25 protein-coding genes, 2 tRNA genes and 1 riboswitch are annotated in these 23,448 nt (G+C 57.9%); of the genes, 17 read left to right on the top strand and 10 right to left on the bottom strand.

Features of this window, described 5'->3' with window-relative positions:
- The first annotated feature begins 22 nt into the window (after window positions 1-22).
- Together BN1139_RS02995 and BN1139_RS02990 are read left to right on the top strand one after the other, a co-directional pair.
- Window positions 23-898 (top strand): LysR family transcriptional regulator, encoded by an 876-nt coding sequence (locus BN1139_RS02995; RefSeq protein WP_005351154.1) that lies wholly within the window; start codon window positions 23-25, stop codon window positions 896-898.
- 63 nt (window positions 899-961) lie between these two features.
- Window positions 962-1,918, top strand: coding sequence for a LysR substrate-binding domain-containing protein (locus BN1139_RS02990; protein ID WP_005351156.1), 957 nt, complete (start codon window positions 962-964; stop codon window positions 1,916-1,918).
- Window positions 1,919-1,999: 81 nt separating this feature from the next.
- Here the strand turns inward: BN1139_RS02990 and ribA are convergent, their stop codons facing one another.
- Complete coding sequence (gene ribA / locus BN1139_RS02985) at window positions 2,000-2,593, bottom strand: GTP cyclohydrolase II (RefSeq protein ID WP_005351157.1); 594 nt, start codon at window positions 2,591-2,593, stop codon at window positions 2,000-2,002.
- 248 nt (window positions 2,594-2,841) lie between these two features.
- On the opposite strand from ribA, the gene cmk reads away from it, so the two are divergent.
- The 6 genes from cmk to pyrF all read left to right on the top strand — a co-directional run bounded on the left by cmk (window position 2,842) and on the right by pyrF (window position 8,015).
- On the top strand, window positions 2,842-3,534 hold the full coding sequence (cmk, locus tag BN1139_RS02980) for a (d)CMP kinase (RefSeq protein ID WP_005351160.1): 693 nt from the start codon (window positions 2,842-2,844) through the stop codon (window positions 3,532-3,534).
- Window positions 3,535-3,628: 94 nt separating this feature from the next.
- Complete coding sequence (rpsA, locus tag BN1139_RS02975; RefSeq protein ID WP_005351161.1) at window positions 3,629-5,299, top strand: 30S ribosomal protein S1; 1,671 nt, start codon at window positions 3,629-3,631, stop codon at window positions 5,297-5,299.
- Window positions 5,300-5,391: 92 nt separating this feature from the next.
- Window positions 5,392-5,676 carry an integration host factor subunit beta gene (gene ihfB / locus BN1139_RS02970; RefSeq protein WP_005299934.1) on the top strand — a complete coding sequence of 95 codons (285 nt, stop codon included), beginning with the start codon at window positions 5,392-5,394 and terminating at the stop codon, window positions 5,674-5,676.
- 158 nt (window positions 5,677-5,834) lie between these two features.
- Window positions 5,835-6,119, top strand: a complete 285-nt coding sequence (locus tag BN1139_RS02965; protein WP_005337143.1) for a LapA family protein — start codon at window positions 5,835-5,837, stop codon at window positions 6,117-6,119.
- 9 nt (window positions 6,120-6,128) lie between these two features.
- Window positions 6,129-7,295 (top strand): lipopolysaccharide assembly protein LapB, encoded by a 1,167-nt coding sequence (gene lapB / locus BN1139_RS02960; protein ID WP_005351163.1) that lies wholly within the window; start codon window positions 6,129-6,131, stop codon window positions 7,293-7,295.
- A gap of 18 nt (window positions 7,296-7,313) precedes the next feature.
- Window positions 7,314-8,015, top strand: a complete 702-nt coding sequence (gene pyrF, locus BN1139_RS02955) for an orotidine-5'-phosphate decarboxylase (RefSeq protein WP_005351164.1) — start codon at window positions 7,314-7,316, stop codon at window positions 8,013-8,015.
- Here pyrF and rrtA read toward each other — a convergent pair.
- Window positions 7,990-8,583 carry a rhombosortase gene (rrtA, locus tag BN1139_RS02950; protein WP_074045184.1) on the bottom strand — a complete coding sequence of 198 codons (594 nt, stop codon included), beginning with the start codon at window positions 8,581-8,583 and terminating at the stop codon, window positions 7,990-7,992. The two genes, pyrF and rrtA, sit on opposite strands and share 26 nt — an antisense overlap.
- On the opposite strand from rrtA, the gene BN1139_RS02945 reads away from it, so the two are divergent.
- The 5 genes from BN1139_RS02945 (at window position 8,582) to BN1139_RS02925 (ending at window position 11,470) form a co-directional block, all read left to right on the top strand.
- Window positions 8,582-9,205, top strand: coding sequence for a tRNA-uridine aminocarboxypropyltransferase (locus BN1139_RS02945; RefSeq protein ID WP_005351167.1), 624 nt, complete (start codon window positions 8,582-8,584; stop codon window positions 9,203-9,205). The two genes, rrtA and BN1139_RS02945, sit on opposite strands and share 2 nt — an antisense overlap.
- A 20-nt stretch (window positions 9,206-9,225) precedes the next feature.
- Entirely contained in the window at window positions 9,226-9,933 is a 708-nt protein-coding gene (gene queC / locus BN1139_RS02940) for a 7-cyano-7-deazaguanine synthase QueC (protein WP_005337128.1), read from the top strand.
- 61 nt (window positions 9,934-9,994) lie between these two features.
- Window positions 9,995-10,666, top strand: a complete 672-nt coding sequence (queE, locus tag BN1139_RS02935) for a 7-carboxy-7-deazaguanine synthase QueE (protein WP_005351169.1) — start codon at window positions 9,995-9,997, stop codon at window positions 10,664-10,666.
- 1 nt (window position 10,667) lies between these two features.
- On the top strand, window positions 10,668-10,898 hold the full coding sequence (locus tag BN1139_RS02930) for a DUF3820 family protein (protein ID WP_005337126.1): 231 nt from the start codon (window positions 10,668-10,670) through the stop codon (window positions 10,896-10,898).
- On the top strand, window positions 10,895-11,470 hold the full coding sequence (locus BN1139_RS02925; RefSeq protein ID WP_005351171.1) for a cob(I)yrinic acid a,c-diamide adenosyltransferase: 576 nt from the start codon (window positions 10,895-10,897) through the stop codon (window positions 11,468-11,470). The genes BN1139_RS02930 and BN1139_RS02925 overlap by 4 nt, the downstream gene beginning before the upstream one ends.
- Window positions 11,471-11,539: 69 nt before the next feature.
- Here BN1139_RS02925 and BN1139_RS02920 read toward each other — a convergent pair whose 3' ends face one another.
- Window positions 11,540-11,944: an H-NS family histone-like protein gene (locus tag BN1139_RS02920; protein WP_005351174.1), complete on the bottom strand. Its 405-nt coding sequence runs from the start codon at window positions 11,942-11,944 to the stop codon at window positions 11,540-11,542.
- Window positions 11,945-12,246: 302 nt separating this feature from the next.
- A riboswitch (Lysine riboswitch) is annotated at window positions 12,247-12,418 on the top strand.
- 88 nt (window positions 12,419-12,506) lie between these two features.
- Here BN1139_RS02920 and BN1139_RS02915 point away from each other — a divergent pair.
- Window positions 12,507-14,087, top strand: a complete 1,581-nt coding sequence (locus BN1139_RS02915; protein ID WP_005351177.1) for a Na+/H+ antiporter NhaC family protein — start codon at window positions 12,507-12,509, stop codon at window positions 14,085-14,087.
- Window positions 14,088-14,178: 91 nt separating this feature from the next.
- Entirely contained in the window at window positions 14,179-14,760 is a 582-nt protein-coding gene (locus BN1139_RS02910; protein ID WP_005351181.1) for a thymidine kinase, read from the top strand.
- Window positions 14,761-14,840: 80 nt separating this feature from the next.
- Here the strand turns inward: BN1139_RS02910 and BN1139_RS02905 are convergent, their stop codons facing one another.
- Window positions 14,841-16,178, bottom strand: a complete 1,338-nt coding sequence (locus BN1139_RS02905; protein WP_005351183.1) for a flavohemoglobin expression-modulating QEGLA motif protein — start codon at window positions 16,176-16,178, stop codon at window positions 14,841-14,843.
- Window positions 16,179-16,336: 158 nt separating this feature from the next.
- On the opposite strand from BN1139_RS02905, the gene BN1139_RS02900 reads away from it, so the two are divergent.
- On the top strand, window positions 16,337-16,792 hold the full coding sequence (locus tag BN1139_RS02900) for a type III secretion system chaperone family protein (RefSeq protein ID WP_005337119.1): 456 nt from the start codon (window positions 16,337-16,339) through the stop codon (window positions 16,790-16,792).
- A 134-nt stretch (window positions 16,793-16,926) separates the two neighbouring features.
- A tRNA-Ser gene (locus tag BN1139_RS02895) sits at window positions 16,927-17,014 on the top strand.
- Between the two features lie 292 nt (window positions 17,015-17,306).
- Here BN1139_RS02895 and BN1139_RS02890 read toward each other — a convergent pair.
- From BN1139_RS02890 to BN1139_RS02865, 6 genes are all read right to left on the bottom strand, one after another.
- On the bottom strand, window positions 17,307-18,029 hold the full coding sequence (locus BN1139_RS02890; RefSeq protein ID WP_005351187.1) for an AcvB/VirJ family lysyl-phosphatidylglycerol hydrolase: 723 nt from the start codon (window positions 18,027-18,029) through the stop codon (window positions 17,307-17,309).
- Window positions 18,030-18,040: 11 nt separating this feature from the next.
- Window positions 18,041-20,590, bottom strand: coding sequence for a bifunctional lysylphosphatidylglycerol flippase/synthetase MprF (gene mprF / locus BN1139_RS02885; RefSeq protein WP_005351188.1), 2,550 nt, complete (start codon window positions 20,588-20,590; stop codon window positions 18,041-18,043).
- 152 nt (window positions 20,591-20,742) lie between these two features.
- On the bottom strand, window positions 20,743-20,925 hold the full coding sequence (locus BN1139_RS02880) for a hypothetical protein (protein WP_005337116.1): 183 nt from the start codon (window positions 20,923-20,925) through the stop codon (window positions 20,743-20,745).
- 54 nt (window positions 20,926-20,979) lie between these two features.
- Window positions 20,980-22,305, bottom strand: coding sequence for a two-component system sensor histidine kinase RstB (gene rstB, locus BN1139_RS02875; protein WP_005351190.1), 1,326 nt, complete (start codon window positions 22,303-22,305; stop codon window positions 20,980-20,982).
- A gap of 21 nt (window positions 22,306-22,326) precedes the next feature.
- Entirely contained in the window at window positions 22,327-23,037 is a 711-nt protein-coding gene (gene rstA / locus BN1139_RS02870; RefSeq protein WP_005351197.1) for a two-component system response regulator RstA, read from the bottom strand.
- Between the two features lie 319 nt (window positions 23,038-23,356).
- A tRNA-His gene (locus BN1139_RS02865) sits at window positions 23,357-23,432 on the bottom strand.
- Window positions 23,433-23,448 lie beyond the last annotated feature (16 nt).

Raw genomic sequence — 23,448 nt, 5'->3', positions numbered from 1 at the left:
ATCTCATAAGATGAATTGATACATGGATCTGAAACAGCTCACCTATCTGCTGGCGGTCAGGGATGCCGGCTCATTTACCAAGGCAGCCAACAGTCTGCATGTGGCACAGCCGGCCATCAGCATGGCCATCGCCAAGCTGGAGCAGCAGCTCGAATTGCGGCTGTTTGATCGACAGGACCGGGCGGTACGGCTCACCCCAGAGGGAGAGGTGCTCTGTCGCCATGCCGAGCGCTTGTTGCTGCAGATGCATCAGGCCGAGGCCGAGATGGCCGAGCTCAAGGGGTTGGAGCGGGGGGAGGTGCGGATCGGGATCCCCTACATGATGGGCTCCTACTATTTCCCCCCTCGTCTGATGGCCTTCAAGCATCGCTATCCCGGCCTCAAGATCCGGGTCGAAGAGGCCGGCACCCGTGAGCTGCTCAGCCGGATGGTGGATGGCTCCCTCGATCTGGCCATTCTCATCACCAGTGATCTCCCCCCCGCCATCGAGGGAGCGCATCTGCTGAGCGAAGAGATGTTGATGGTGGTGGGGGACGATCACCCCTTGCGTGGCGCATCGGCCGTCACCCTCTCGCAGTTTTTCGCTCAGGAGCTGGCGCTGTTTCGCCGTGGTTTTTACCACCGGGAGCATATGGAGGCGCTGGCCCAGAGCCTGGGCGTTGAACCCGATATCGCCTTCGAGAGCAATCTTATCCCTCTGCTCAAGGCGGTGGTGCGGCAAGGTTTTGCGGTGACCACCTTCTTGCGAATGGTACTGGAAGAGGAGCCGGATCTGAGTGGCGTGCCCTTCGACCCGCCCATCTACCTCGACCTCTGTGTGGCGTGGCGGCGTGGCGATCCGCTATCCATGGCCAACCGTGCCTTGCGTGATTTTCTACTCAAGGAGCGCCCGGCCTGATGGCGGAGGGCCATTGCTGAAAGTTTGTTACTATTAACGGTGGGTTCGCTTGAGGGCTACACCATGAAATTGCAGCAATTGCGCTATATCGTCGAGGTGGCGAACCACAGGCTGAATCTGTCGGCCACCGCCGAGAGCCTATTCACCTCCCAGCCCGGGATCAGCAAACAGGTGCGGATGCTGGAGGATGAGCTGGGGATCCAGATCTTCGAGCGCAGCGGCAAACACTTGACCCAGATCACCCCCATAGGTCGGGATGTGATCAAAGTGGCCGCGGAGGTGCTGGACAAGGTCGCCACCATCAAGGTAATGGCCAGGCAGCATGTGCATCCGGAGCAGGGAACCCTCACCATTGCGGCTACTCATCTGCAAGCCCGTTATATTCTGCCCGCCATCCTCAAGGGTTTTATGGCCCGCTTCCCCAAAGTTGCCGTAACTGTGATGCAGGGGAGTGCGGCGCAGTGCCGCGTAGCCGTGCATGATGGCACTGCCGATCTGCTGCTGGCGGATGAACCGGAGGAGGGGAGCGATCTGCTCATGCTCCCCTCTTTTCAGTGGCAACGGGGCTTGGTGCTGCCCAAGGATCATCCGTTGGCCAAAGCAACATCGCTGACCCCGGCCGAGCTGGTGGAGTTTACATTGGTGACCGATGGAAGGGCGCTCTCTGCTGCACATGGCACTGATTGTGCTCATGCCGAGAGCCGGATCGCCTGCTGTGCGAGCGACAGTGATGTGCTCAAGACCTATGTCAGACAAGGAATGGGCATCGGGGTGATGGCAACTTTTGCTTGGGAGCCCCAGCGCGATGGCGATCTGGTGCTCAAAACGGCGCCCTGGCTACCAGGCGGTGTGGCCACTATCGGGTTGCGCAGAGGGGCATTTTTATGCGGCTATCTCTACGATCTGATTGAACGTCTCGCGCCGCAATTGACCCGCGAGCGGGTCGAACAATACTGTGCTGCCCGCACTGGCGAAGAGCTTGAAGAACTGTTGGCCAATCTGACCGTACCACTTAGATAGCCTGGGTTGATGTGTGGTCATCCCAAGAAAAACGCCTCCCAATGGGAGGCGTTTGACTATCTGTAATTCGTCAATGCAGGCTCACTTCTTCAGCATATGATCCAGCTTGTTGGCCTTGGTCGACAGATAGAACTCGTTGTGGGGATTGCGTCCTTCCTGCAACGGAACCCGTTCGGCCACCGGAATACCGAAGGATTCCATCGCTTTCATCTTGCGCGGGTTGTTGGTCATCAGTTTGAGAGACTTGACTTCAAGCTGCTTGAGCATGTCGGCGCAGATGGTGTAATCGCGCATATCGGCGGCGAAACCAAGGGCTACGTTGGCCTCCACGGTATCGGCCCCCTGATCCTGCAGGTGATAGGCGCGGATCTTGTTGAGCAAGCCGATGCCACGGCCCTCTTGACGCACATACAGCAACACGCCACGACCGGCTTTGGCGATATTCTCCATGGCCGCCTGCAACTGGAAACCGCAGTCACAACGCAGGCTGAACAGGGCGTCGCCGGTCAGGCACTCTGAGTGGATCCGGCCCAGCACGGGCTCGTCACCGGTAATGTCGCCCATCACCAGTGCGGCGTGGTCTTTGCCTGTGCCGGTTTCCTGAAAACCTACCAGCGTGAAGGTGCCCCAGGGGGTTGGCAATTTGGATTTGGCCACGAGGGTAACGCTGCTCATAGGTTGCTCCTTACTACTAACGGCTCAAAAAAGGGGGCCAGTTTAGCGCGCCTTGTCAGGAACGACCATAAGAACAAGTCCCTGCATTGCTTAATGAAATATCCAAATGAGATACAAGCACAGCTGTCCGGCGGGGTTTTGGCCCTTTGTGCGGATTGATGACTGCCAGGCTCACCACATTCGGGTATAATCGGCGCCCATTAACCCACCCCTTCGGGATGGGAGCAACACAGTGCAGGAGAGAAGTTATGCCTCAGATGGCCCCCGTAATGACAATTGATGGCCCCAGTGGTGCAGGTAAAGGCACCTTGTGTCAGCTGCTTGCTGAGAAGCTGGGTTGGCACTTGCTGGACTCGGGCGCCATCTATCGGGTGTTGTCCCTGGCCGCCCTGCATCACGATGTAGAGCTGGACAGTGAAGCCTCACTGGTGCCACTGGCTGCCAATCTGGATGTGCAATTTCAGGTTGAGGGCGATCTGGTCAGGGTGATCCTGGAAGGGGAAGATGTCTCCCGCACCATCCGCACCGAAGAAGTGGGTAATGCTGCCAGTAAAATCGCCGCCTTCCCCCGGGTGCGCGAAGCATTGTTGCGCCGTCAGCGTGCATTTCGTCAGGCCCCGGGTCTGATTGCCGATGGTCGTGACATGGGCACAGTTGTTTTCCCCGAGGCCGAGGTAAAGATTTTCCTAGACGCCAGTGCCGAAGAACGGGCCCAGCGTCGCTATAAGCAGTTGCAAGATAAGGGCTTTGATGTTAACTTTGAGCGTCTTTTAACCGAGATTCGGGAACGTGACGATCGCGACAGAAATCGCGCTACTGCACCCCTGAAACCGGCAGAAGATGCTCTGGTGGTAGATTCTACCGCCATGACCATAGATGAAGTGCTGGCAACAGTACTCGCTTATGCAGAGCAACAACTTGGTGATGCCAGCGCAAGCTGACATCCGGTCGTCTGCACCAAGGATGGCGCAGATTATTTAAAACAGCCCCGCTTGTGCCGGATTGCAAGTGGATGTTTCATTTGTGACATAAACAATGATCGAATCTTTTGCTCAACTCTTTGAAGAGTCCCTGAACGCCGTTGAAACCCGTCAAGGTTCCATCGTCAAGGGTACTGTCGTTGCTATCGAGAACGGTTTCGTACTGGTTGACGCCGGTCTGAAATCCGAGTCCGCTATCCCGGCTGAAGAATTCAAGAACGCCATGGGCGAGCTGGAAATCAACGTCGGCGACACCGTTGACGTGGCTCTGGACTCTATCGAAGATGGTTTCGGCGAAACCAAGCTGTCCCGCGAAAAAGCCAAGCGCCACGAAGCTTGGCTGCAGCTTGAGAAGGCTTACGAAGAGCAAGCTACCGTTATCGGTATCATCAACGGCAAGGTCAAGGGTGGTTTCACCGTTGAACTGAACGGCATCCGTGCCTTCCTGCCGGGTTCTCTGGTTGACGTGCGTCCGATCCGTGACACCGCTCACCTGGAAAACAAAGAACTCGAGTTCAAAGTCATCAAGCTGGACCAGAAGCGCAACAACGTTGTTGTTTCCCGTCGTGCCGTGATCGAGACCGAGAACACCTCCGAGCGCGAAAGCCTGCTGGCTAACCTGCAAGAAGGTCAAGAAGTTAAGGGTATCGTCAAGAACCTGACCGACTACGGTGCATTCGTAGATCTGGGCGGTGTTGACGGCCTGCTGCACATCACCGACATGGCGTGGAAGCGCGTTAAGCATCCTTCCGAAATCGTCAACGTTGGCGACGAGATCGCTGTCAAGGTTCTGAAGTTCGACCGCGAGCGTACCCGTGTATCCCTGGGTCTGAAGCAGCTGGGCGAAGATCCCTGGGTTGCTATCGCCAAGCGTTACCCGGAGACCACCCGTCTGTCTGGCCGCGTGACCAACCTGACCGACTACGGCTGCTTCGTTGAAATCGAAGAAGGCGTTGAAGGCCTGGTACACGTATCCGAGATGGATTGGACCAACAAGAACATCCACCCGTCCAAAGTTGTTAACGTTGGCGACGTGGTTGACGTGATGGTTCTGGACATCGACGAAGAGCGTCGTCGTATCTCCCTGGGTCTGAAGCAGTGCAAATCCAACCCGTGGCAGCTGTTTGCCGAAACTCACGCCAAAGGCGACCGTGTTTCCGGCAAGATCAAGTCCATCACTGACTTCGGTATCTTCATCGGTCTGGATGGCGGCATCGACGGCCTGGTTCACCTGTCTGACATCTCCTGGAACAACCAGGGCGAAGAAGCCGTGCGTGAATTCAAGAAAGGCGACGAGATCGAAGCCGTTGTTCTGCAAGTGGATCCGGAGCGTGAGCGCATCTCCCTGGGTGTCAAGCAGATCGAAGAAGACCCGTTCAACAAGTACCTGGCTGACAACAAGAAAGGTGCTATCGTGAAGGGTAAGGTTACCGAGGTTGATGCCAAAGGTGCCATTATCGAACTGGCTGATGGCGTAGAAGGCTACCTGCGTGCCTCCGACGCTGCTCGTGACCGTGTAGAAGACGCCACTCTGGTGCTGTCTGTTGGTGACGAAGTTGAAGCTAAATTCATGGGCGTTGATCGTAAGAACCGCACCGTAAGCCTGTCTGTCCGTGCTAAGGACGAGGCTGATGAGCGTGTTGCTATCGATAACCTGAACCAGCAAGAAGAAGTTGTGTTCAGCAATGCTATGATGGAAGCGTTCAAAGCCGCCAAGGGTGAGTAATCCTTGATGCAAGAAAAGGGCGGCATTGCGCCGCCCTTTTTTATCCTGGCAAAATGAATATTGCATGTGATCGGGGAAGGAGATTTAACGTTATGACCAAATCAGATCTCATCGAACAACTGGCAGCCAGCCGCATGCATATGCCGGCCAAGGATGTCGAAGCCGCCATCAAGGAGATCCTTGAGCAGATGGCGTCGACCTTGCAAAACGGCGACCGGATTGAAATCCGCGGATTTGGCAGTTTTTCACTGCACTATCGTGCGCCCCGTGTGGGCCGCAACCCCAAGACTGGGGACAAGGTTGAACTGACCGGGAAATATGTCCCGCACTTCAAACCTGGTAAAGAGTTGCGCGAGCGCGTCAACATCATTGAATAATGCAGAAATGGGCATACCTCGGGTATGCCTTTTTTCTTTTTGGCACCGATTCCTGTGCCAATCGTCTTGTTTCTTAAACTCTTTTCCCATTCACTCTAGAGTCTGCCTGCGATTTTAAGGATAATCAGCCTCTCATTAGATACTGACAGGGAGCTCTTATGAAGCGTATTTTGGCCCTCATTCCGCTGGTGCTGGTGTTTGTTCTGACCTTGGCGCTGGGCTCACAAAATGGCCAGCTGGTTCAGTTCAATTACCTGATCGCTCAGGGTGAGTTTTCGCTTGCCATGCTGTTGGGCTTCTTCTTCGCTGGCGGTTTTTTGCTGGGCTGGCTGGTATTCGGCCTGCTGTTCCTGCGCCTGAAAATGCAAAACCGCACCCTCAACCGCACCATGCGTCGTCAATCCCGCGAGTTGGAGCTGGCCCGGTCACCGGGTAAGGAATAATGTTCCTCAATGCTTGAACTGCTTTTCCTGCTGTTGCCCATCGCCGCCGGTTATGGCTGGTACATGGGTCGCAGGAGTGTTCGCCAGGACACCCAAAAACAGAGTAACCAGTTTTCCCGCCAGTATGTGGCGGGCCTCAACTATTTGCTGTCCGATGAATCCGACAAGGCGGTGGATCTCTTTATCCAGCTGCTTGAGGTGGACAGTGAAACCATCGAAACACACCTCTCCCTCGGCAACCTGTTTCGCCAGCGTGGGGAGGTCGATCGTGCCATCAAGATCCACCAGAACCTGGTAACCCGCCAGCTGACCCGGGAGCAGCGACAGCTTGCCCTGCAGGAGCTTGCGCGCGACTTTTTGGCTGCTGGTCTGCTGGACCGAGCGGAAGCGCTCTGGAATGAGCTGTGTGATGACAGCGACTTTGAAGAGACGGCGCTGGCACAGCTGTTGATCATCCATCAGCAGTTGCGGGACTGGGATAAGGCCATCGATGTGGCGGTTCGTCTGCAAAAATTCCAGGGCAAGAAGCTGGCCGACCCCATCTCCCATTTCTATTGCGAGCAAGCCGAGATCGCGCTGCGTGAGGGCAATAAAGGGGAGGGGCTGGCCAAGCTCAAACGGGCGCTCAGTATCAATCCGGCATGTGCCCGGGCCAGTTTGCGCCTCGCTGAGCTCGCCATGGCAGAGGGGGAGTATGAGCAGGCCAGCAAGGAGCTGCTGCGGGTGTTCGAGCAGGATATCGACTTTGCCTCCGAGGCAATGCCCAAATTGCTCGAGTGCTATCAGCAGTTGGGGCGCACGCCTGCGTTGATCCCACTGCTTGAGAAGGCAGTGGAAGATCACGCCGGTGTCAGCGTGACCCTGGCCCTTGCCAAGCTGGTTGAAGAGCGTGATGGCCTGAGCCAGGCCCGTTCGCTGGTGTTGCGTCAGCTGCGTCGTCATCCGTCGATGAAAGGTTTTTACCAGCTGGTGGGTTTTCAACTGGCCAGTGCGGAAGAGGGGCCTGCCAAGGAGAGCCTCGAACTGCTGCAACAGCTGGTCGGCGAGCAGATCAAAATCAAGTCAACCCACAAGTGTCGGCAGTGCGGCTTTGCCACTCACTCGCTGTTCTGGCAGTGCCCGTCTTGTCGCCAGTGGGGTTCCATCAAGCCGATCCGTGGTCTGGACGGTGAATAACAAGCAATAGGATGTGAGATGCAAGATCCCAAAGTACTGGTAGCGCTGGATTATCAGCACGAGGCAGATGCCTTAGCGTTCGTTGAACGTATCTCTCCGGCCCAGTGCCGTCTCAAGGTAGGCAAGGAGATGTTTACCCTGTTTGGCCCGCAGTTTGTACGCCAGCTGGTGGCCAAGGGATTCGATGTCTTTCTGGATCTGAAATTTCACGATATTCCCAATACCGTTGCCAAAGCCGTGGCAGCCAGTGCCGAGCTCGGTGTCTGGATGGTCAACGTGCATGCCAGTGGTGGTGAGCGGATGATGCGTGCCGCCAAAGAGGCGCTGCTGCCTTATGGCGACAAGGCGCCATTGTTGATCGGGGTGACCGTACTGACCAGCATGGAGCAGTCCGACATGATCCCTCTTGGTCTGGATGTGAGCCCTGCCGAGCAGGTGATCCGGCTGGCTACCTTGACCAAGGCATCCGGCTTGGATGGGGTTGTCTGCTCTGCCAACGAGGCCCATGAGCTTAAAGCCTTGCTGGGTGATGAGTTCAAGCTGGTGACCCCGGGTATTCGCCCGACCGGTTCAGCGGCCGGGGATCAGCGCCGGGTGATGACACCGAAAGCGGCGGTCGAGGCGGGGTCCGATTATCTGGTTATCGGTCGTCCCATTACGCAGGCTGCCGATCCGGCCGCCATGCTGGCCAGCATCAATGCCGAGCTGGCTGGTGCGTAACAGGCTCACTCAGTGATACGCGGTGCAGGCCGAGTAACAGGCCTGCACCGGCCCCGATAAGATGAGAGCCGATGTGTACCTTGGCATTGATCAGGGTGGATATCGGGCTCTCTCCTGCGTTGTAGAAGTCCATCGCCAGCTTGAGCCCCATCCCTGCCAACAGTAGCCAGCCCGATGTGCGGCGTCCGTGGCGGATGTCCTGCATTGCCCCCCAGACAAACAGACCATGCAGCGAGCCGGATAGTCCCATGTACCACTGGGTCTGCGGGCACCACCACCAGATCCCCAAGCCCACTGCCAGCCAGAGCAGCAACATCAGCAGCGGCAGGCGAGCCCCACCCAGATAGTCGCGAAACAGGCTATAGAGGATGACGAGGCCGCCCAGATTGAGCAGCAGGTGCCACAGATTGGTATGAGCCAGATTGCCTGTTATGATCCGCCACCCTTCGCCCCCGGCGATCAAGGGCCGATCGAAGGAGAGCTGAAGATTGGGAACGGTAAAGAAGAGTAGCAAGCTGGTGAGAGAGAGCGTGATAACCCAGAGCAATCCAGATTTGTCTGACAACATGAAACAGTCCAACGACAAGAACAGTCGATACTGTACACGTTGCACCCGAGCCCTCAAAGCCTGCCTGTGCGATTATATTGTGCCGGTTGACAATCACACGCCCCTCTACATCTTGCAGCACCCCAACGAGGTGGCACATCCCAAGGGGACTGCGGCGCTGCTGGCGGCCTCTTTGCAACAGTGCGAGATCCATGTGGGGGAGGACTTTTCCCGCGATGAGTGGCTCAATGGGTTGCTTGCAGATCCTTCCCGTCGCTGCTATCTACTCTGGCCGGATGAGGATGCCATTTCGCTGACCGATCTTCGCCAACAGCGGGAGAGTGAATCCTCTGGCAAAACGTCCATCGCCTTTATCTTGCTCGACGGCACCTGGCGCAAAGCCTATCGCATGTTGCAGAGCAACCCGGCACTGGCCCGCTTGCCCCGCATCGGCATTGGTGCCATTGCCGGTCAATATGCCATTCGCAAGAAACCCTTTCCCGATGCCCTCTCTACCATAGAGGCGGGCTATCACCTCTTGTCCCGGTGGGAGGGGAGGCCGGAGCACTATGCGCCCTTGCTGACCCTGTTCAATCGGTTGAATACCCAGTGGCAGGACTTTGCCGAAGGCCGCCGCGCGTGACAATTCAAGGAGTTATCAAGATGAAAAAAGCAGTCGTGGTTTTCAGCGGTGGTCAGGACAGCACTACTTGTCTGGTGCAGGCATTGGCCCGGTATGATGAAGTGCACGCCATCACCTTTGACTATGGCCAGCGCCATCGGGAAGAGATCGACACCGCGCGCCGTCTGGGCAGTGCACTGGGGATTGCCGCCCACAAGGTGATGGATGTGACGCTGCTCAATGAGCTGGCGGTCTCTGCCCTGACCCGTGACGACATTCCAGTCAGCTGCGAGCTGCAGGATAACGGGCTGCCCAACACCTTCGTGCCGGGCCGCAATATCCTGTTCCTGACGCTGGCCTCCATCTATGCCTATCAGGTGGGTGCCGAAGCGGTGATCACCGGTGTGTGCGAGACTGACTTCTCCGGCTATCCCGATTGCCGTGACGAGTTCGTCAAGGCCCTCAATCAGGCGGTGTCGCTTGGGCTGGATCGCGGCATCCGTTTTGAAACACCCTTGATGTGGCTCGACAAGGCCGAGACTTGGGCACTGGCGGATCACTATGGTCACCTTGACACGGTGCGCCAGCAGACCCTGACCTGCTACAACGGCATTGCCGGTGACGGTTGCGGCACGTGTCCTGCGTGTGAACTGCGCCGTCGCGGCCTGAACAACTATCTGGCCGACAAGGCGGGCATCATGGCCAGACTGTTTGAGAAAACCGGGCTGGGTGAGAAAAGCGCAGAGTGAGCCTGCGTCTTGCCGTGGCTTGGGGTATAATCCGCGACTTTTGCAACAAGCCGTGATCGAGATGCACTACCCAATCAACGAGATTTTCCAGACCATCCAGGGGGAGGGCATCTTTACCGGCCTGCCCGCCATCTTTGTTCGCCTGCAGGGTTGCCCGGTGGGCTGCCCCTGGTGCGATACCCGTCATACCTGGGTTGTTGATCCGGCTCGTGAAGTGGGTAAGGCGGCGGTACTGGATCGTTCCAACGAATCCGATTGCTGGAGCCAACTCAGCACCGCGCAGATTATCAAGAGCTTTGGCGAACTGGGTTATCAGGCGCGCCATGTGGTGATCACCGGTGGGGAACCCTGCCTCTACGATCTGCACGAACTCTCGTCAGCATTACTGGCGGCGGGTTATCAGGTGCAAATTGAAACCAGTGGCACCAGCGAGATCAAGACTCATGAGCAGACCTGGGTAACAGTCTCCCCCAAGATCGGTATGAAAGGGGGGCTGCCTGTGCTGGTCTCGGCGCTGGAGCGGGCCAACGAGATCAAGCATCCGGTGGCCACCGAGCACCATATTGAAGAGCTGGATACTCTGCTCGCTACTGCTACTCTGCGCCCTGATGTGGTCATTGCCTTGCAGCCGATCAGCCAGAAGCCAAGGGCCACCCAATTGGCGATGGATACCTGTATCGCGCGTAACTGGCGACTCTCAATCCAGACTCATAAATATCTGGATATCGATTAATATGGATTGGCTATCCGACGAACAGGTGCTGCTGACCCTGACCAACAAGATGCCTTACGGTAAATATCAGGGGCGGCGTATCATCGATATTCCAGAGCCCTATCTGGTGTGGATGGCGCGCAGCGGTTTTCCGGCGGGTAAATTGGGCCAGACGCTGGCGTTGGCTTACGAAATCAAACTCAATGGACTTGAGTCCATGATTATTCCCATTATTAACAGGATGTCGGTATGAGAATATATACGAGGCAGGGCGATAAGGGCATGACCCGGCTGGCCGATGGTATCCAGTTGCCAAAGGATCATTTGCGGGTCGAGACCTACGGTTATATCGATGAGCTCAACTCCCATATTGGCTTGCTGATTTGTGATGTGCCGTCGCAAGAGATCGGTTTATTGGCTGATTTACAGCTGTTGCAACAGGAGTTGTTTGATCTGGGGGGGGAGTTGGCATTCTCCAGCGACGCCCAGAATGAATCAATTTGGCAAGTTAATGCCGCCTGGACCACTCGCCTTGAACAGCAGATAGATCGTTATAGTGAGCCATTGCCGCCGCTGCGCCAATTTATATTGCCCGGTGGTTCCCGTGCCGCGGCGCAAGCACATGTGGTGCGTACTCTGGTGCGTCATTGCGAGCGCTTGCTGCTGACATTGAGCCGGGAAGAGCGGGTCAATCCCGAGGTGCTGCCCTATCTGAACCGGATGAGTGACTGGTTCTTTACCGTTGCCCGCTATCTCATCTGCGTGGCAGGGGATCGTGAAGTGCTGTGGGTCAAGGCAGCAGATCGCCCGCAATCGGCTATCTGATATGTCACATTTAAGCGGCAATAAAAAACCTCGCCTTGGCGAGGTTTTTTATTAGCAACAAAATTGAGATCAGATAGCAAAGTCTTCCAGTGATTTGCCTGCTGCCACTGCGCTGGCAATAGCCGAAGGCATACGGCCCTGGCCGGTCCAGGTTTTCTCTACGCCATTATCCTGATAGCGATATTTGGCAGGACGTGGCGCCCGCTTGGCTTTTTCTGATTTGCCGGGGTTGGTAGCAACAGCGCTTACCAATTCTGCCGGGTCAATACCGGCGGCTTTCAGCATTTCGCTATATTCGTTAATTTTCCGCAGATGCTCTTCACGGGCCTGATGCTCGGCAGCTTCATCCTGCTGACGCTCAGCAACGATCGCAGAGAGTTTTTCCAGTGCCTCTTCAAGTTGTTCCAGAGAAAGTTCGCGGCAGGTCGCACGCAGACTGCGGATATTAAGCAGTACCTTTAAAAATTCATTCATAGGAGTTACCACGTCGAGTCAGAGAAAAATATTATGTTCTAGCTGATTCTTGCTTGGCGATTTAAATAAGTCAAGCCGGGTTAAATATAATATCCGTGGGGAACATCAATACAGATATTTAATATGGCCTGCAATAGGCTTGGAGATTGGATGCCAATGAAACCGCAGTAGGTGAAAATAGCGTCAAAACAGGCGTTGTTGCATCATTTGACTACCATTTTTCGACCTTGATATGTTTATCGTGACTATTTAATCAAAAAACTTGCTATAAGCTGCCATCTCGATAAAATGTGCGGCGAATACCTTTAAGTAGAGGCGCGCTGCCTATGAGTATTTGTGCGGAGGGTGATGCCTGTGATGCACAAGGAAAGGAGTCAGCGCCGAAGTGGCCAGGCCATCATACCGGGCTGCTGGTTCTGCATCTAATAGGTGCAGGACTGCCATAGTCATCCACTATGGAGCGCTACCTGAAGGGGCTGAGGAGTATGACCTCCCCATAGGTTTTGTTTCTTTAGATCCTCTCGGTAGATCTCCACCTGTAATCTTTAGGTGCAAAGAGATCATGGACATTAGTCATTTCGCCGACTCCGGTTGGTCCGTTCTTCCCCCCCTGTTGGCTGTCGCGCTGGCGATCATGACCCGCCGCGTGCTGCTGTCCCTTGGTGTGGGCATCGTCACCGGCAGTTTGCTGCTCAATCAGTTTTCACCCCTCGAATCCCTGCATTACATGTTGAATACCGTGCTCAAGATCTTCTGGGTCGATGGCGCGCTCAATCGTGACAATGTCAACATGATCCTGTTTATGCTGCTGCTGGGTGGCCTCATCAGCCTGATGAGCGTCTCCGGGGCGACCCGTGCCTTTGCCGAGTGGGCCGAGCGTCGAGCCAAGACCCGCAAGGGCGCCAAAGCCCTGACTGGCATGATGGTGTTTGCCTTCTTTATCGATGACTTCTTCCACAGCCTGTCGGTGGGGGCGATCTGCCGTCCGGTGACCGACCGCTTCCAGATTTCCCGTGCCAAACTGGCCTATCTGCTGGACTCCACCGCGGCGCCGGTCTGCGTGCTGATGCCCATCTCCTCCTGGGGCGCCTATATCATCGCTCTGGTTGGCGGCATCATGGCGGCCCACGGTCTGACCGAGCAGAGCCCCATCGCGGCGTTTGTCGAGATGATCCCGATGAACCTCTACGCCGTCTTCACCCTCATCATGGTGCTGGTGGTGATCGCCTGTCAGCTCGATATCGGCCCGATGCGTCAGCACGAAGCGTGGGCGCTGGAAGGCAAACTGTGGGATGAGTCCAAGGGCCGCCCCATCGGTCTGGATATGGAGAGCCCGGAAGAGAGCAACGGCGGCATGATCGACATGGTACTGCCGATCCTGACCCTGACCGCTGCCACCATCTATTTCATGATTGATTCTGGTGCTGCGGTGCTGAGCGAGAAGGGGCTGCCGTTCAGCGTGCTCGGCTCGTTCGAAAATACCAACGTCGGCTCCTCGCTGGTTTACGGTGCCCTGTGCAGTCTGGTGGTCTCCATCGGTCTGGCGATGCGCTTGAAGCTGGGTGCCAAAAACTGGATCAAGGCCGCGCCGCAAGGTGTCATGGCCATGCTGCCGGCCATCAACATCCTGCTGTTCGCATGGACTATCGGTGCCGTGGTGCGCGATGTGGAGACCGGCAAGTACCTGGCTTCGCTGGCTAACGGCAACCTGCCGATCGAAGTGCTACCTGCCGTGGTCTTTATCCTCTCCTGTGCCATGGCGTTTGCCACCGGCACCAGCTGGGGTACCTTCGGCATCATGCTGCCGCTGGCCGGTGACATGGCCGCCGCCAGCGACATCAGCCTGATGCTGCCGATGCTGGCTGCGGTACTGGCCGGCTCCGTGTTCGGGGATCACAGCTCACCCATTTCCAGCACCAGCATCCTCTCTGCTACCGGTGCCGGTTGCCATCACATCGATCACGTGATGACCCAGCTGCCCTATGCACTGGCCATCGCCTTCGGCGCGGCCATCGGTTACCTGGCGATGGGCTTGATGCACTCCAGCCTGGCCGGTTTCAGTGTCAGTGCCCTCTGGTTCGTGCTCTTTACCGGCTATCACCTGAAAAAGGCCAAAGCGCGGCCAGTGTTGGCCACCGCGTAACATTTATAGAGCAAGGGGCCCGCGGGCCCCTTGGTTTTGTCAGGGGCTTTGGTTAGCATGCGCCCCATAAATTCAGTTTCGGAACAGTATCATGGCTTCACTGCACTACAAATTTGCCACCATGAATTCAGGCAAATCCACCCAGCTCATTCAGGCGCACTTCAACTATCTGGAGCGGGGCATGCATCCTCTGGCGATGACGCCAGCCATCGATGACCGTTTCGGGGTCGGGGTGATCAGTGCCCGGGTTGGCCTTGAACTGAAGGTGGACGTGTTCAGCGACAGCTGCGATCTGTTTGAAATGGTGAAAGCGCGCCATGCGAAGAAACATATCGATGTTTTCATCGTGGACGAGGCCCAGTTCCTGACCCGTGAGCAGGTCTACCAGTTGGCCCGCATCGTCGATGAGCAGGATATTCCGGTGATGGCCTATGGCCTCAAGACCGATTTTCGCGGCGAGCTGTTCCCGGGCTCCTACCATCTGCTCTGTCTGGCCGACAAGTTTGAAGAGCTGAAGAGCATCTGCTGGTGTGGCAACAAGGCTCACATGAACTCCCGGGTCAACGAAGCGGGGCAGGTGATGCGTGATGGCGAACAGGTGGAGATCGGCGGCAACGATCGCTATGTGTCGCTCTGTCGCAAACACTATCTCGAAGGTCGGGCTTACAAGTAATTCGGCTGCGATATTTGAATCGTCGAGCAGGGCGCCAATCTGGCGCCCTTTTTATTTTCCCCAACTTGTATCGCTGTGGTTCAGTCTATCTCGATATCCACCGGCGCAATGATGGGGTCGGCCACCGGCAGGCGTTGAAATAGCTGGCGAAAATGGTGCTGTACCCGGCCGATATCGACCAGCGACATGCCGGAGGCAAAACCGAACCAGACATAGAGGCCGGTGAGATCGCGAAACATCGGCGGCAAATAGCGGGGAGCGGCAATCAGCCCCTCCAGATAGTGCTGATAGAGCACCGGAATGTCATCCAGTGTCACCTTGCCGACAAACAGCATCGGCAGGATCTCGGGCACCCCTTCCAACACGGCGCTGCGGATAAAGTTGACCGTCTCCACATAGCCACGCACGTAGGAGAGATCCTTGGTAAAGCAGGCGCCGCCGCCCACCATGCCGCCACGAAAGACCCGCTGGGTGATCTTGTAGGCGTCGTGCTCGCTGGTGCCCTGCTGCACGAAGTGCTGAAACACCTCGATAAAATCGGCGCCGCGCTCGGCCATGTCGATGGCCATCACCCGATCGGAGATACGCTTGGCCCGATCCGGAAAGGAGCTGAAGGTGAGGGTCTCTATCAGGACAGCCAGCCCCTCCTGACAGGCGGTGATCCGCGGTGAACCGGCGCTCAGCCAAGTGGCATAGGGCTGCTGGCGACCGTTGAGGGTGGTGCCGACATGGACCCACCCCTCGTGTACCTCCAGCACCTGCAAATCCAGCTCGGAGAAACGGGCGTGGGAGTTGAGCTTGATGTAGTCGCCACCGGCAGCGGCATCGGAGACGATGCCATCGCTCAGCTTCACCTGCACAGTGCCGTCACTGAAGTAGCTCGACAGCTTGCCCTGCAGTTTGGCGACCGCGGCCTCTCCTTCGAACTCCTTGGGGTAGGGGCGCACCAGATGGCGGGCGCCGGGCAGGGAGAAGATATCGCACAGGCGGGCGCCCAGCTCCTTGAGGGTCTTGCGATCCCCGCGCAGGTGATCGCTGGCAGAGCCATAAAGCAGCTGGCTGTAACGCTGAAAATCGGGTTGGCCGCGCTGGCGCAGCATCTCGATCACCACCATGTACTGATCGACCGTCTCTTGCAGGATCCGGCCAAGATCGTCCTGCGGCCCCAACTTTCTTCGGATCCTGTCCCGCAGCTCCTTGAGCTCCAGATACTTGTTGCGCGGATCGAAGCCGAGGGGGAGGGCATCATAGAAGTGCCTGTCGATAGCGGGCAGCTCCCTGCCACCGCTTGTCAGAAAGCGATCCTGCAGATGGCGTGGCCATTTGATGGCATCCAGAATGCGGATGGGTTTTTGCAGGGTGAGCAGCTCATCCGAGAGTGATTTCAGATGAAGGCGATACTTTTCTTGGATTGTCATGGGGCCCCCTGTGGGGCAAGCGTCATCGTGGATTTGGCTGAGTATATGCATAGCGCTTGCCAAAAAGAAGCGAGCCGCAGGGTTATCGGGTTGGCGTGCTTTTTGTTGATAGCAAATTGGTTTAGACTGCGCCCCTTGATCCCAATCTTGTCGTGGAAATGATGAATATCCCCAGCTCCGAAATGATAATGCGTTGGTTGCAACAGGCTCGTATCGAGCACTATGTCTGCGACCAGTGTCACGGTATCCACATTGTCTCTTTGCAGTCGGTCGATGGTATTCAGGAGAGCCGGATCTTCGTGGAAGAGGAAGGCCTGCTGTTCTCCTCCGAGCTGGAAGTGCGCCCCTCCGCAATGCTGCCGCTGGTTGCCGAACTGGGCCGACTCAATATGCAGTACCCCTCCCTCAAGGTGTTCCTCGATATCATCGATGACAACCTGCCGCGGCTGGTTGTCGGCCACACCGTCTTTACCAAGGCCGGACTCAGCGTCGAGCAGTTCCTGCTGTTCGTGCAAAGCACCATCGCCGCTACCCACGAACTGGTTGCCGAATGCGAACGTTCCGGCTTCCTCAACCTGCCGGAAATCCAGGTTGCACCGGAATCTGTGCATTAAGTGTTCGAACGGTTCGCCAGGTGAAAAAAGTCGTTGACGCGGGCGGGGCTTTCCCCTAAATTACGCCCCGTTCCAGCGCAACAGCGTAGCGAACACCGTGTTGGCTGAACACGTTAAACCACAGACCAAAATTTGGTGAGGTGTCCGAGTGGCTGAAGGAGCACGCCTGGAAAGTGTGTATACGGCAACGTATCGAGGGTTCGAATCCCTCCCTCACCGCCACATTGCAAAGCCCTGATGGAAACATCGGGGCTTTTGTTTTATGGCGCAATCCCGAGCGGTTGTCAGCATAGGACTGCAAATCCTCATTGTTGGTAGCCCAGCATCTGGCTGAACCGCTTGGGCAATCGTAGTGAAAAGCCTCGGTGACTTTGACGCCACGGCCAACCCATTGGTCGCTCCTTTTAACGTTTCCGCCCAATTCAGTACAAGGGCCTCTCGCAAGAGAGGCCCTTTTCATTGCTCGCTGATTTGCCCTGCTCGGTACTTAAAAGGCATTCCGTGGTGATACGGGTTAATGCTCCACAGTCAGCGGATCTGGGGGCGGGTTCAGATGCTTGGTGATGGCCTGATAGAGCTGGGGGTAGTTATCGTCAAAATGATGTCCTCCCGGCAGGGTGATGCTGGTGACGTTGGGTTGGTTGAGACGGGGGCAGAGGCGGTCGCCGTCATCGTCATCGGCTCCTTGCAGACAGAGCATCGGCAGGTCGCGGATGGTCTTCACCTGCGGCTCGGTCGGGTAGCTCCGCGCCTTGTGGGTCAGCATGTCGCTGACGTGGATCTCGAAATCCGAGCTGGTAGAGGGGGAGAGCATCACGGCCCCGACCAGCCCCTGACGATAGTGCTCCGGCAACCGGTTGATGACGAAGGGGGCAATCTCTGCACCAAACGAGAAACCGACCAGTAGCCAGTGAGGGCGCTGCCAGCGGGCCTGATAATCATCGAGGATCCGCTCCAGATCGGCGGTCACCTGCTCCGGGGTTTTCTTCTTCCAGTAATAGGTGAGGGAGCTCCAGCCCACGACCGGCATGCCGTGCAGCTGAAACTGGGCGCTCAACCCCTTGTCGAGGGCCGCCCAGCCACCATCGCCGCTGAGAAAGATCACCATGGGGGCGTCGGATGGCTGCTTGACCGGCAGCTCAATCAGGCTCAGGTCATCCTTGACCGGGGCGGCGTGCGCCGCAAAAGACGAAACGGGCAGTACGAGACTGAGTAACAGCAAAATCAAGGCTCTCATTGGCCATGCTCCTATTTCTTGATCAGCCCCAGCGGGCCGCGGCTAATCAGGGTGATCAGGTGAGTCAGGGTTCTGGGCAGCACCAGCTTGCTGCTGCAGAGCAGGTAGCGGGGTTCCCAGCGGGGCGAAAATTTCTCCTTGTAGCGTCTGAGCCCCTGGAAGTTGTAAAAGCGGCTGCCACGGACGAACAGGGTATTGCCAAGACGGGCCCAGTAGCTGTTGAGCGGGTGATCGTTGAAGCCGGACATGGGGGCCATCCCCAGATTGAAGCTGGCGTACCCTTGCGCCTTGCCCCACAGCAGCAGTTCGACAAAGAGAAAATCCATGATGGGGGCGGTGCCGGTATCCAGGCTGTAGCGCATCAGATCGATGGAGAGCGTCTCCTTGTTATCGCTCACCCAGAGGTTGGCAAAGCCGACGATCTGCCCCTCGTGCCATACCAGCGCAGCCGGGCTTAGGGTCATGTAGTCAGGCTCGAAGTGGCCGATCGAGAAGCCCTTCTCCTTGCCCATCTTGCTCTGCAGCCAGGTATCGGAGACGGTTTGTAATCTGGGCAGCAGGGGGGCCACGGCACTTGCCTCGACCACCTCGAAGGTCAGTCCTTCCCGTTTGCCCTTGGCGTGGCTTTGGCGCAGGTTGCGCAGCCGGCTGCCCGCCAGATCGAAGGTAGCCAGATCGACCATCGCCTCTTCACCGAGCTTGAAGGGGATCAGCCCCAGCTCCAGATAGAGCGGAAGATAGCGGGCCGAGACCTGATAAAAGACCGGATTGGCGTCGTGCTCGTCGCACCGCTCGCGAAATTGCCAGAGCAGCTCTTCGATCTGCTCGGGGCGACCGATGGGATCCCCCATCACAATCCAGCTGCTGCCCTCGATGCCATACATCAGGAAAGCGTCGCCGGCGGGATGGAACAGCAGGGACTTGTCCTGCAACTGGGCCAGATAGCCGTGGATCCCCCCTTCGCGCACCACCAGCTCGTGGGCGCGCGCCAGCGTCTTCTTGTCCGGCTTTTCACCGACCACGCGCAGCGGTGCAAGCAGCTGGGCAACCCCGGCAACGGCCAGCACGGCTACCACGCTCCCCATGGCGCGCAGGCCGCGGGCAGCCCCGCCGTGGGGCGAGAAGTGGAACCAGAGGGCGTGGTCATACTCCACCTGACGGTAGGAGAAGAGCAGCAGCCACAGCGCCCCCAGCAGCACGGCGCCGACTGAAATGAGCCAGCCCGGGGTGTACTGGGGATAGAGCAGCGACCCCTTGCGATAGAAGAGAGAGCGGCAGGGGGTCATGATGAACAGGAAGCTGCCGAGCAGCAGGGCTGACTCCCAGTCTCCCCCCTTGAGCAGGGAGAAGGCGATACCCAGAGCCAGCAGCAGCTGGGTGATGCGAAACGCGGCGTCGTGACGGCGATAGAGGCTGCGAGCCAGCAGGATCAGGAGGATACCGCTCACGCTGCCGAGCACGTGGGAGAGCTCCAGCAGATGGAGCGGCAACACCTGCAGCCACACTTCAATGTGGCTGCGCATGGTCGGGATCATCCCCGAGCAGAGCAGCAGGCTACCGGCGGCAAAGGTTCCCATGCTGATAAGGGCAGGCAGAAATTCGTGCACCGCGCTCATCAGCCCCTGTAGCCGCTGCCAGCGCGCTTTTTGTTGCAGCATCTCCTGACTCGCAAAGAGCAGCAGGGCGCAGAGAAAAGGCAGCAGGTAATAGATGCAGCGATAGAGCAGCAGCGAGGCGAGCAGCTTGTCGGCCGGCAGGTAGTTGGCCAGCAGCAGGCTCATGCTCGCTTCGAACACGCCGATCCCGCCCGGCACGTGGGCCAGTACCCCGAGGAAGCTGGCCAGCACGAAGGCACTGAGCAGCACAGGGTAGGGGACGCTATCTGCAGGCAACAGCACAAACAGCACGGCGGCGGCGGCCATCCAGTCGGCCAGCGCGACCAGCAGTTGCAACAGACGTATCCGAAAGCCCGGGAGGGTCAGGGTGTGTTTCCGCCAGGAGAGACGGTGTGTAGGCCAGCAGAGGTAGCTGGCCACCAACAGCAGAGCCATGCCGCCCGCCAGCCTGAGCAGGGTATCTGCCCATTGCGGCCAGTCAGGCAGCAACTGTGATACATCGCAGGTCAGTAGGGCGCCACCTCCCCACGCCAGCAGGCCGAGGAAAAAGGTGATGGAGCAGAACAGCACCACGCGTGCCACTTCCCCGGTGGCGAGCCCCAATGCTGAGTAGAGGCGATAGCGTACCGAGGTGCCGGTCAGCAGGGAAAATCCCAGGGTGTTGGAGAAGGTGTAGGCGATAAAGGAGGTGATGCTGACCTGTTGCCAGGGAAGGCGCTTGCCCAGCGCATGGAGCGCCAGCATGTCATAGCTGCAGAGGCAACCATAACTGAGCAGGGTCAGCAACAGGGCGCCCGCCAGTCGCAGCAGGGGTTGGGACCAGATGGCCACACGAATATCGTGCCAGTGCCATGCCTGAGTCAGGTGATACAGCACGGTCAGTGCGGTGCCGAGCAGCAGCAAGCTGCACAAGGGGCCTAGCCATTTAAGCAGATGACGCCACATGCCATGTTCCTGTGGTCATTGACCGTTTCCCGCAAAAGGGGAGCCGGGTCGTGGATCCGGTTTGGACGAGGGAGGCGCTCGTCAGGAAATTTCGGGAAGAGATGGAAAGGGAGGCGTCAGCCTCCCTTGGTGCTATCAAGTGACCGGTTGGATCACTTGGTTTTCGGCGCGACTTTGACGGCAGGGGTCTTGGCGTGGGTGGCTTTATGGTGTTTTTTCACCACCTTGGTCTGGGTAGCCTGCGGTGTGGCTGTCTTGGTCGGGGTGGCCGCCATGGTGAAACCGGAAGTGAGGGCGAAGACGGCTGCCAGGGTCAGGGGAATGATCTTTTTCATGTTCAATTTCCTTATTCGGGTTGATGTTATGGAGCGTTCTCCATGACAGTCATCCTATGACGGTTGCGGTGGCCCTTCAGTGAGCGGTTGGTGACGGTTTGTATCCAAATGTACAGGCAGGGTGAGGCAGAAGCGGGCGCCGTGGTCACTGGCCAGCAGCGCCACATCGCCCCCGTGATGACGAGCAATGCTGCGCACGATGGCCAGCCCCAACCCGGTGCCGCCGGTGCGACGATCCCGGCTCTGATCAAGGCGCACGAATGGTTCGAAGATCTGGGGCGCCAGCGCCGGATCGATCCCCGGCCCATCGTCGCTCACCTCCAGCAGATAGTTCTCCTGCAGCCGCGAGATGGAGAGGGTAACCTCGCTCTCGGCGTAGCGCAGAGCATTGCCGATCAGGTTCTCCACCGCGCGCGTCAGCAGACGCTGATCGCCGCACCAGGGCATGTGACGTGGCGGCAGATCGAGGGTGAGCTTCTTTTCGGGTGCCAGCGCTTGCCAGTCGCCGAGATGCACTTGTGCCCAGTGGCTGAGCTCCAGCTCGTCGCGCTGCAACGGCAGCTCCGGCCTGTCCAGCTTGGCGTAGGTGAGCATCTCTTCGATCAGGGCGTCCAGCGCTCCCAGATCTCGCTCCAGCGCCTGCTGCTCCTGCTCGGCAGGGGCAGGATCGAGCATGGCAAGCCGATAGCGCAACCGGACCAGCGGGGTGCGCAACTCGTGGGCGATGGCATCGGTCAGTTGCTTGCGGCTGGCAATCATGGCCTGCAATTGGGTCGCCATTTGATCGAAGGTGCGTCCCACCCGGGCCAGACTGCTGCCCGGTGGCAGATTGGTTCGGCAGGAGAGATCCCCATCACCTACGCGACGTGCGGTTTGCTCCAACTGTTGCAAGCCGCGCCAGTGGGGACGCAGCCACAGAAGGATGGGTAGGCCGAGAGAGAGGCCGATCACCAGCAGCAGTCCCACATCGACCCAGTGCAGCTCGTGCAGGTAGGAGAGATAGGGAACCGGGCCGACAATCAGCACCCGATCGGTATCGGGGATGCGCTGCAGGAAGGTGTCATCCTCCTCGACGATGACAATGTTGCCGGCGGCCAGAAAGGCCTGATCCTCGCTGGCCAGGGGCTGGCGCACCAGCTCACCGATCTTGAGGGGGAGGGTAAACTGACTGCTCTGCTCGGCCAGCCGATCGGGCCAGCGCTCTGGCGGGGTTCTTGCCAACTCGCCGGTCAACAGGCCAAGAGAGCCCTGCATCATGCGTTCGAGATAGCGATCACCCGCCCGTTCGGCGGTCACCTGATAGACCACGCCCACCAGCAGGATGGCCAGGGTGAAGCAGCCGATCAGCAACAGATAGAACTGGATAAAGAGACGGCGCATGGCGGTGCTCCCGAAAAAGGATTATTCCCAGGCGTGGGGGACGAAGAGGTAGCCTTTCTGGCGCACCGTCTTGATCCGAGTCGGGTTGTCGGGGTTATCACCCAGTTTGCGGCGCAGGCGGGAGATGGCCACATCCATGCTGCGATCCTGACCGTCATACTCCCGGCCGCGCAAGCTGCGAAAGAGGGCTTCCCGACTCAAGATTTGGCCCGCGTGGCAGGCGAGCTCCCACAGCAGATCAAAGTCGGCGGTCGAGAGGGCAATGCTCTCGCCATCGAGCCGCACATCTCGCCCCGGGCCATCCACCCGCAGCCGACCAAATTGCAGCTGCTGGGGAACGCTGCTGGTGGCTACCGGTTGGGTTGATGCTTGCGGCTGCTGGCGAAACTGCACCCGAAGTCGGGCCAGTAGCACGGGGGGCGGGGTGGTTTTAAGGATGTAGTCGTTGGCGCCCAGCTCCAGACTCAGGATCTGGTTCATGTCGCTGTCCAGCGAGGTGAGCATTACGATGGGGCCGTCGAAGCGTGGCCGAAGATCCCGGCAGAGGGACATGCCATCCTGCCCCGGCAACATGATATCGAGCAGCACCAGATCGGGCTGTTCGGCCTCGATCCGGGCCAGCGCCATGTCCCCTCTGGGCTCGAGGATCACTTCCATATCGTGGCGGCCGAGCCAACTGCTGATGAGCTGGCCAATCTCGGGATCATCTTCGACAAAAAGAATGCGTTGCATAGAAAAGCTCCAACGGAAAGCAGGAGAGAAGAAGAGCGATCAGCATATCAATGGCGCTTGGGAAATACAGAAAAAGAACCGGGCAGGCTGGTGCGTGGGGGAGTGTGGCTGTGTGTATCGATGGGGAGGCGCACATCGTGACAAATGGGCAGAGCCGCGTTTATCGATCTAGAGGATGATGGCCTTGTAGACAAGGCAAGGCGCTGTCGGGCGTAAAAACAAAAAAAACCGGCCAAGGCCGGTTTTTTTGTGGTGTAGACCAGAAGGTCACTGCACCAAGTCGATGGACATCCCCTTGCGGCGATTATCGACAGAATAATGGGGTGGCTGATGGGGCTCGAACCCACGACAACCGGAATCACAATCCGGGACTCTACCAACTGAGCTACAGCCACCACTGAAATTTTCATC

It is taken from the genome of Aeromonas veronii bv. veronii (assembly GCF_000820225.1).
In the GTDB taxonomy this organism is placed as follows: domain Bacteria; phylum Pseudomonadota; class Gammaproteobacteria; order Enterobacterales; family Aeromonadaceae; genus Aeromonas; species Aeromonas veronii.
The sequence above is the reverse complement of the archived record's forward strand: the minus strand, read 5'-3'. Positions and strand labels throughout refer to the sequence as shown.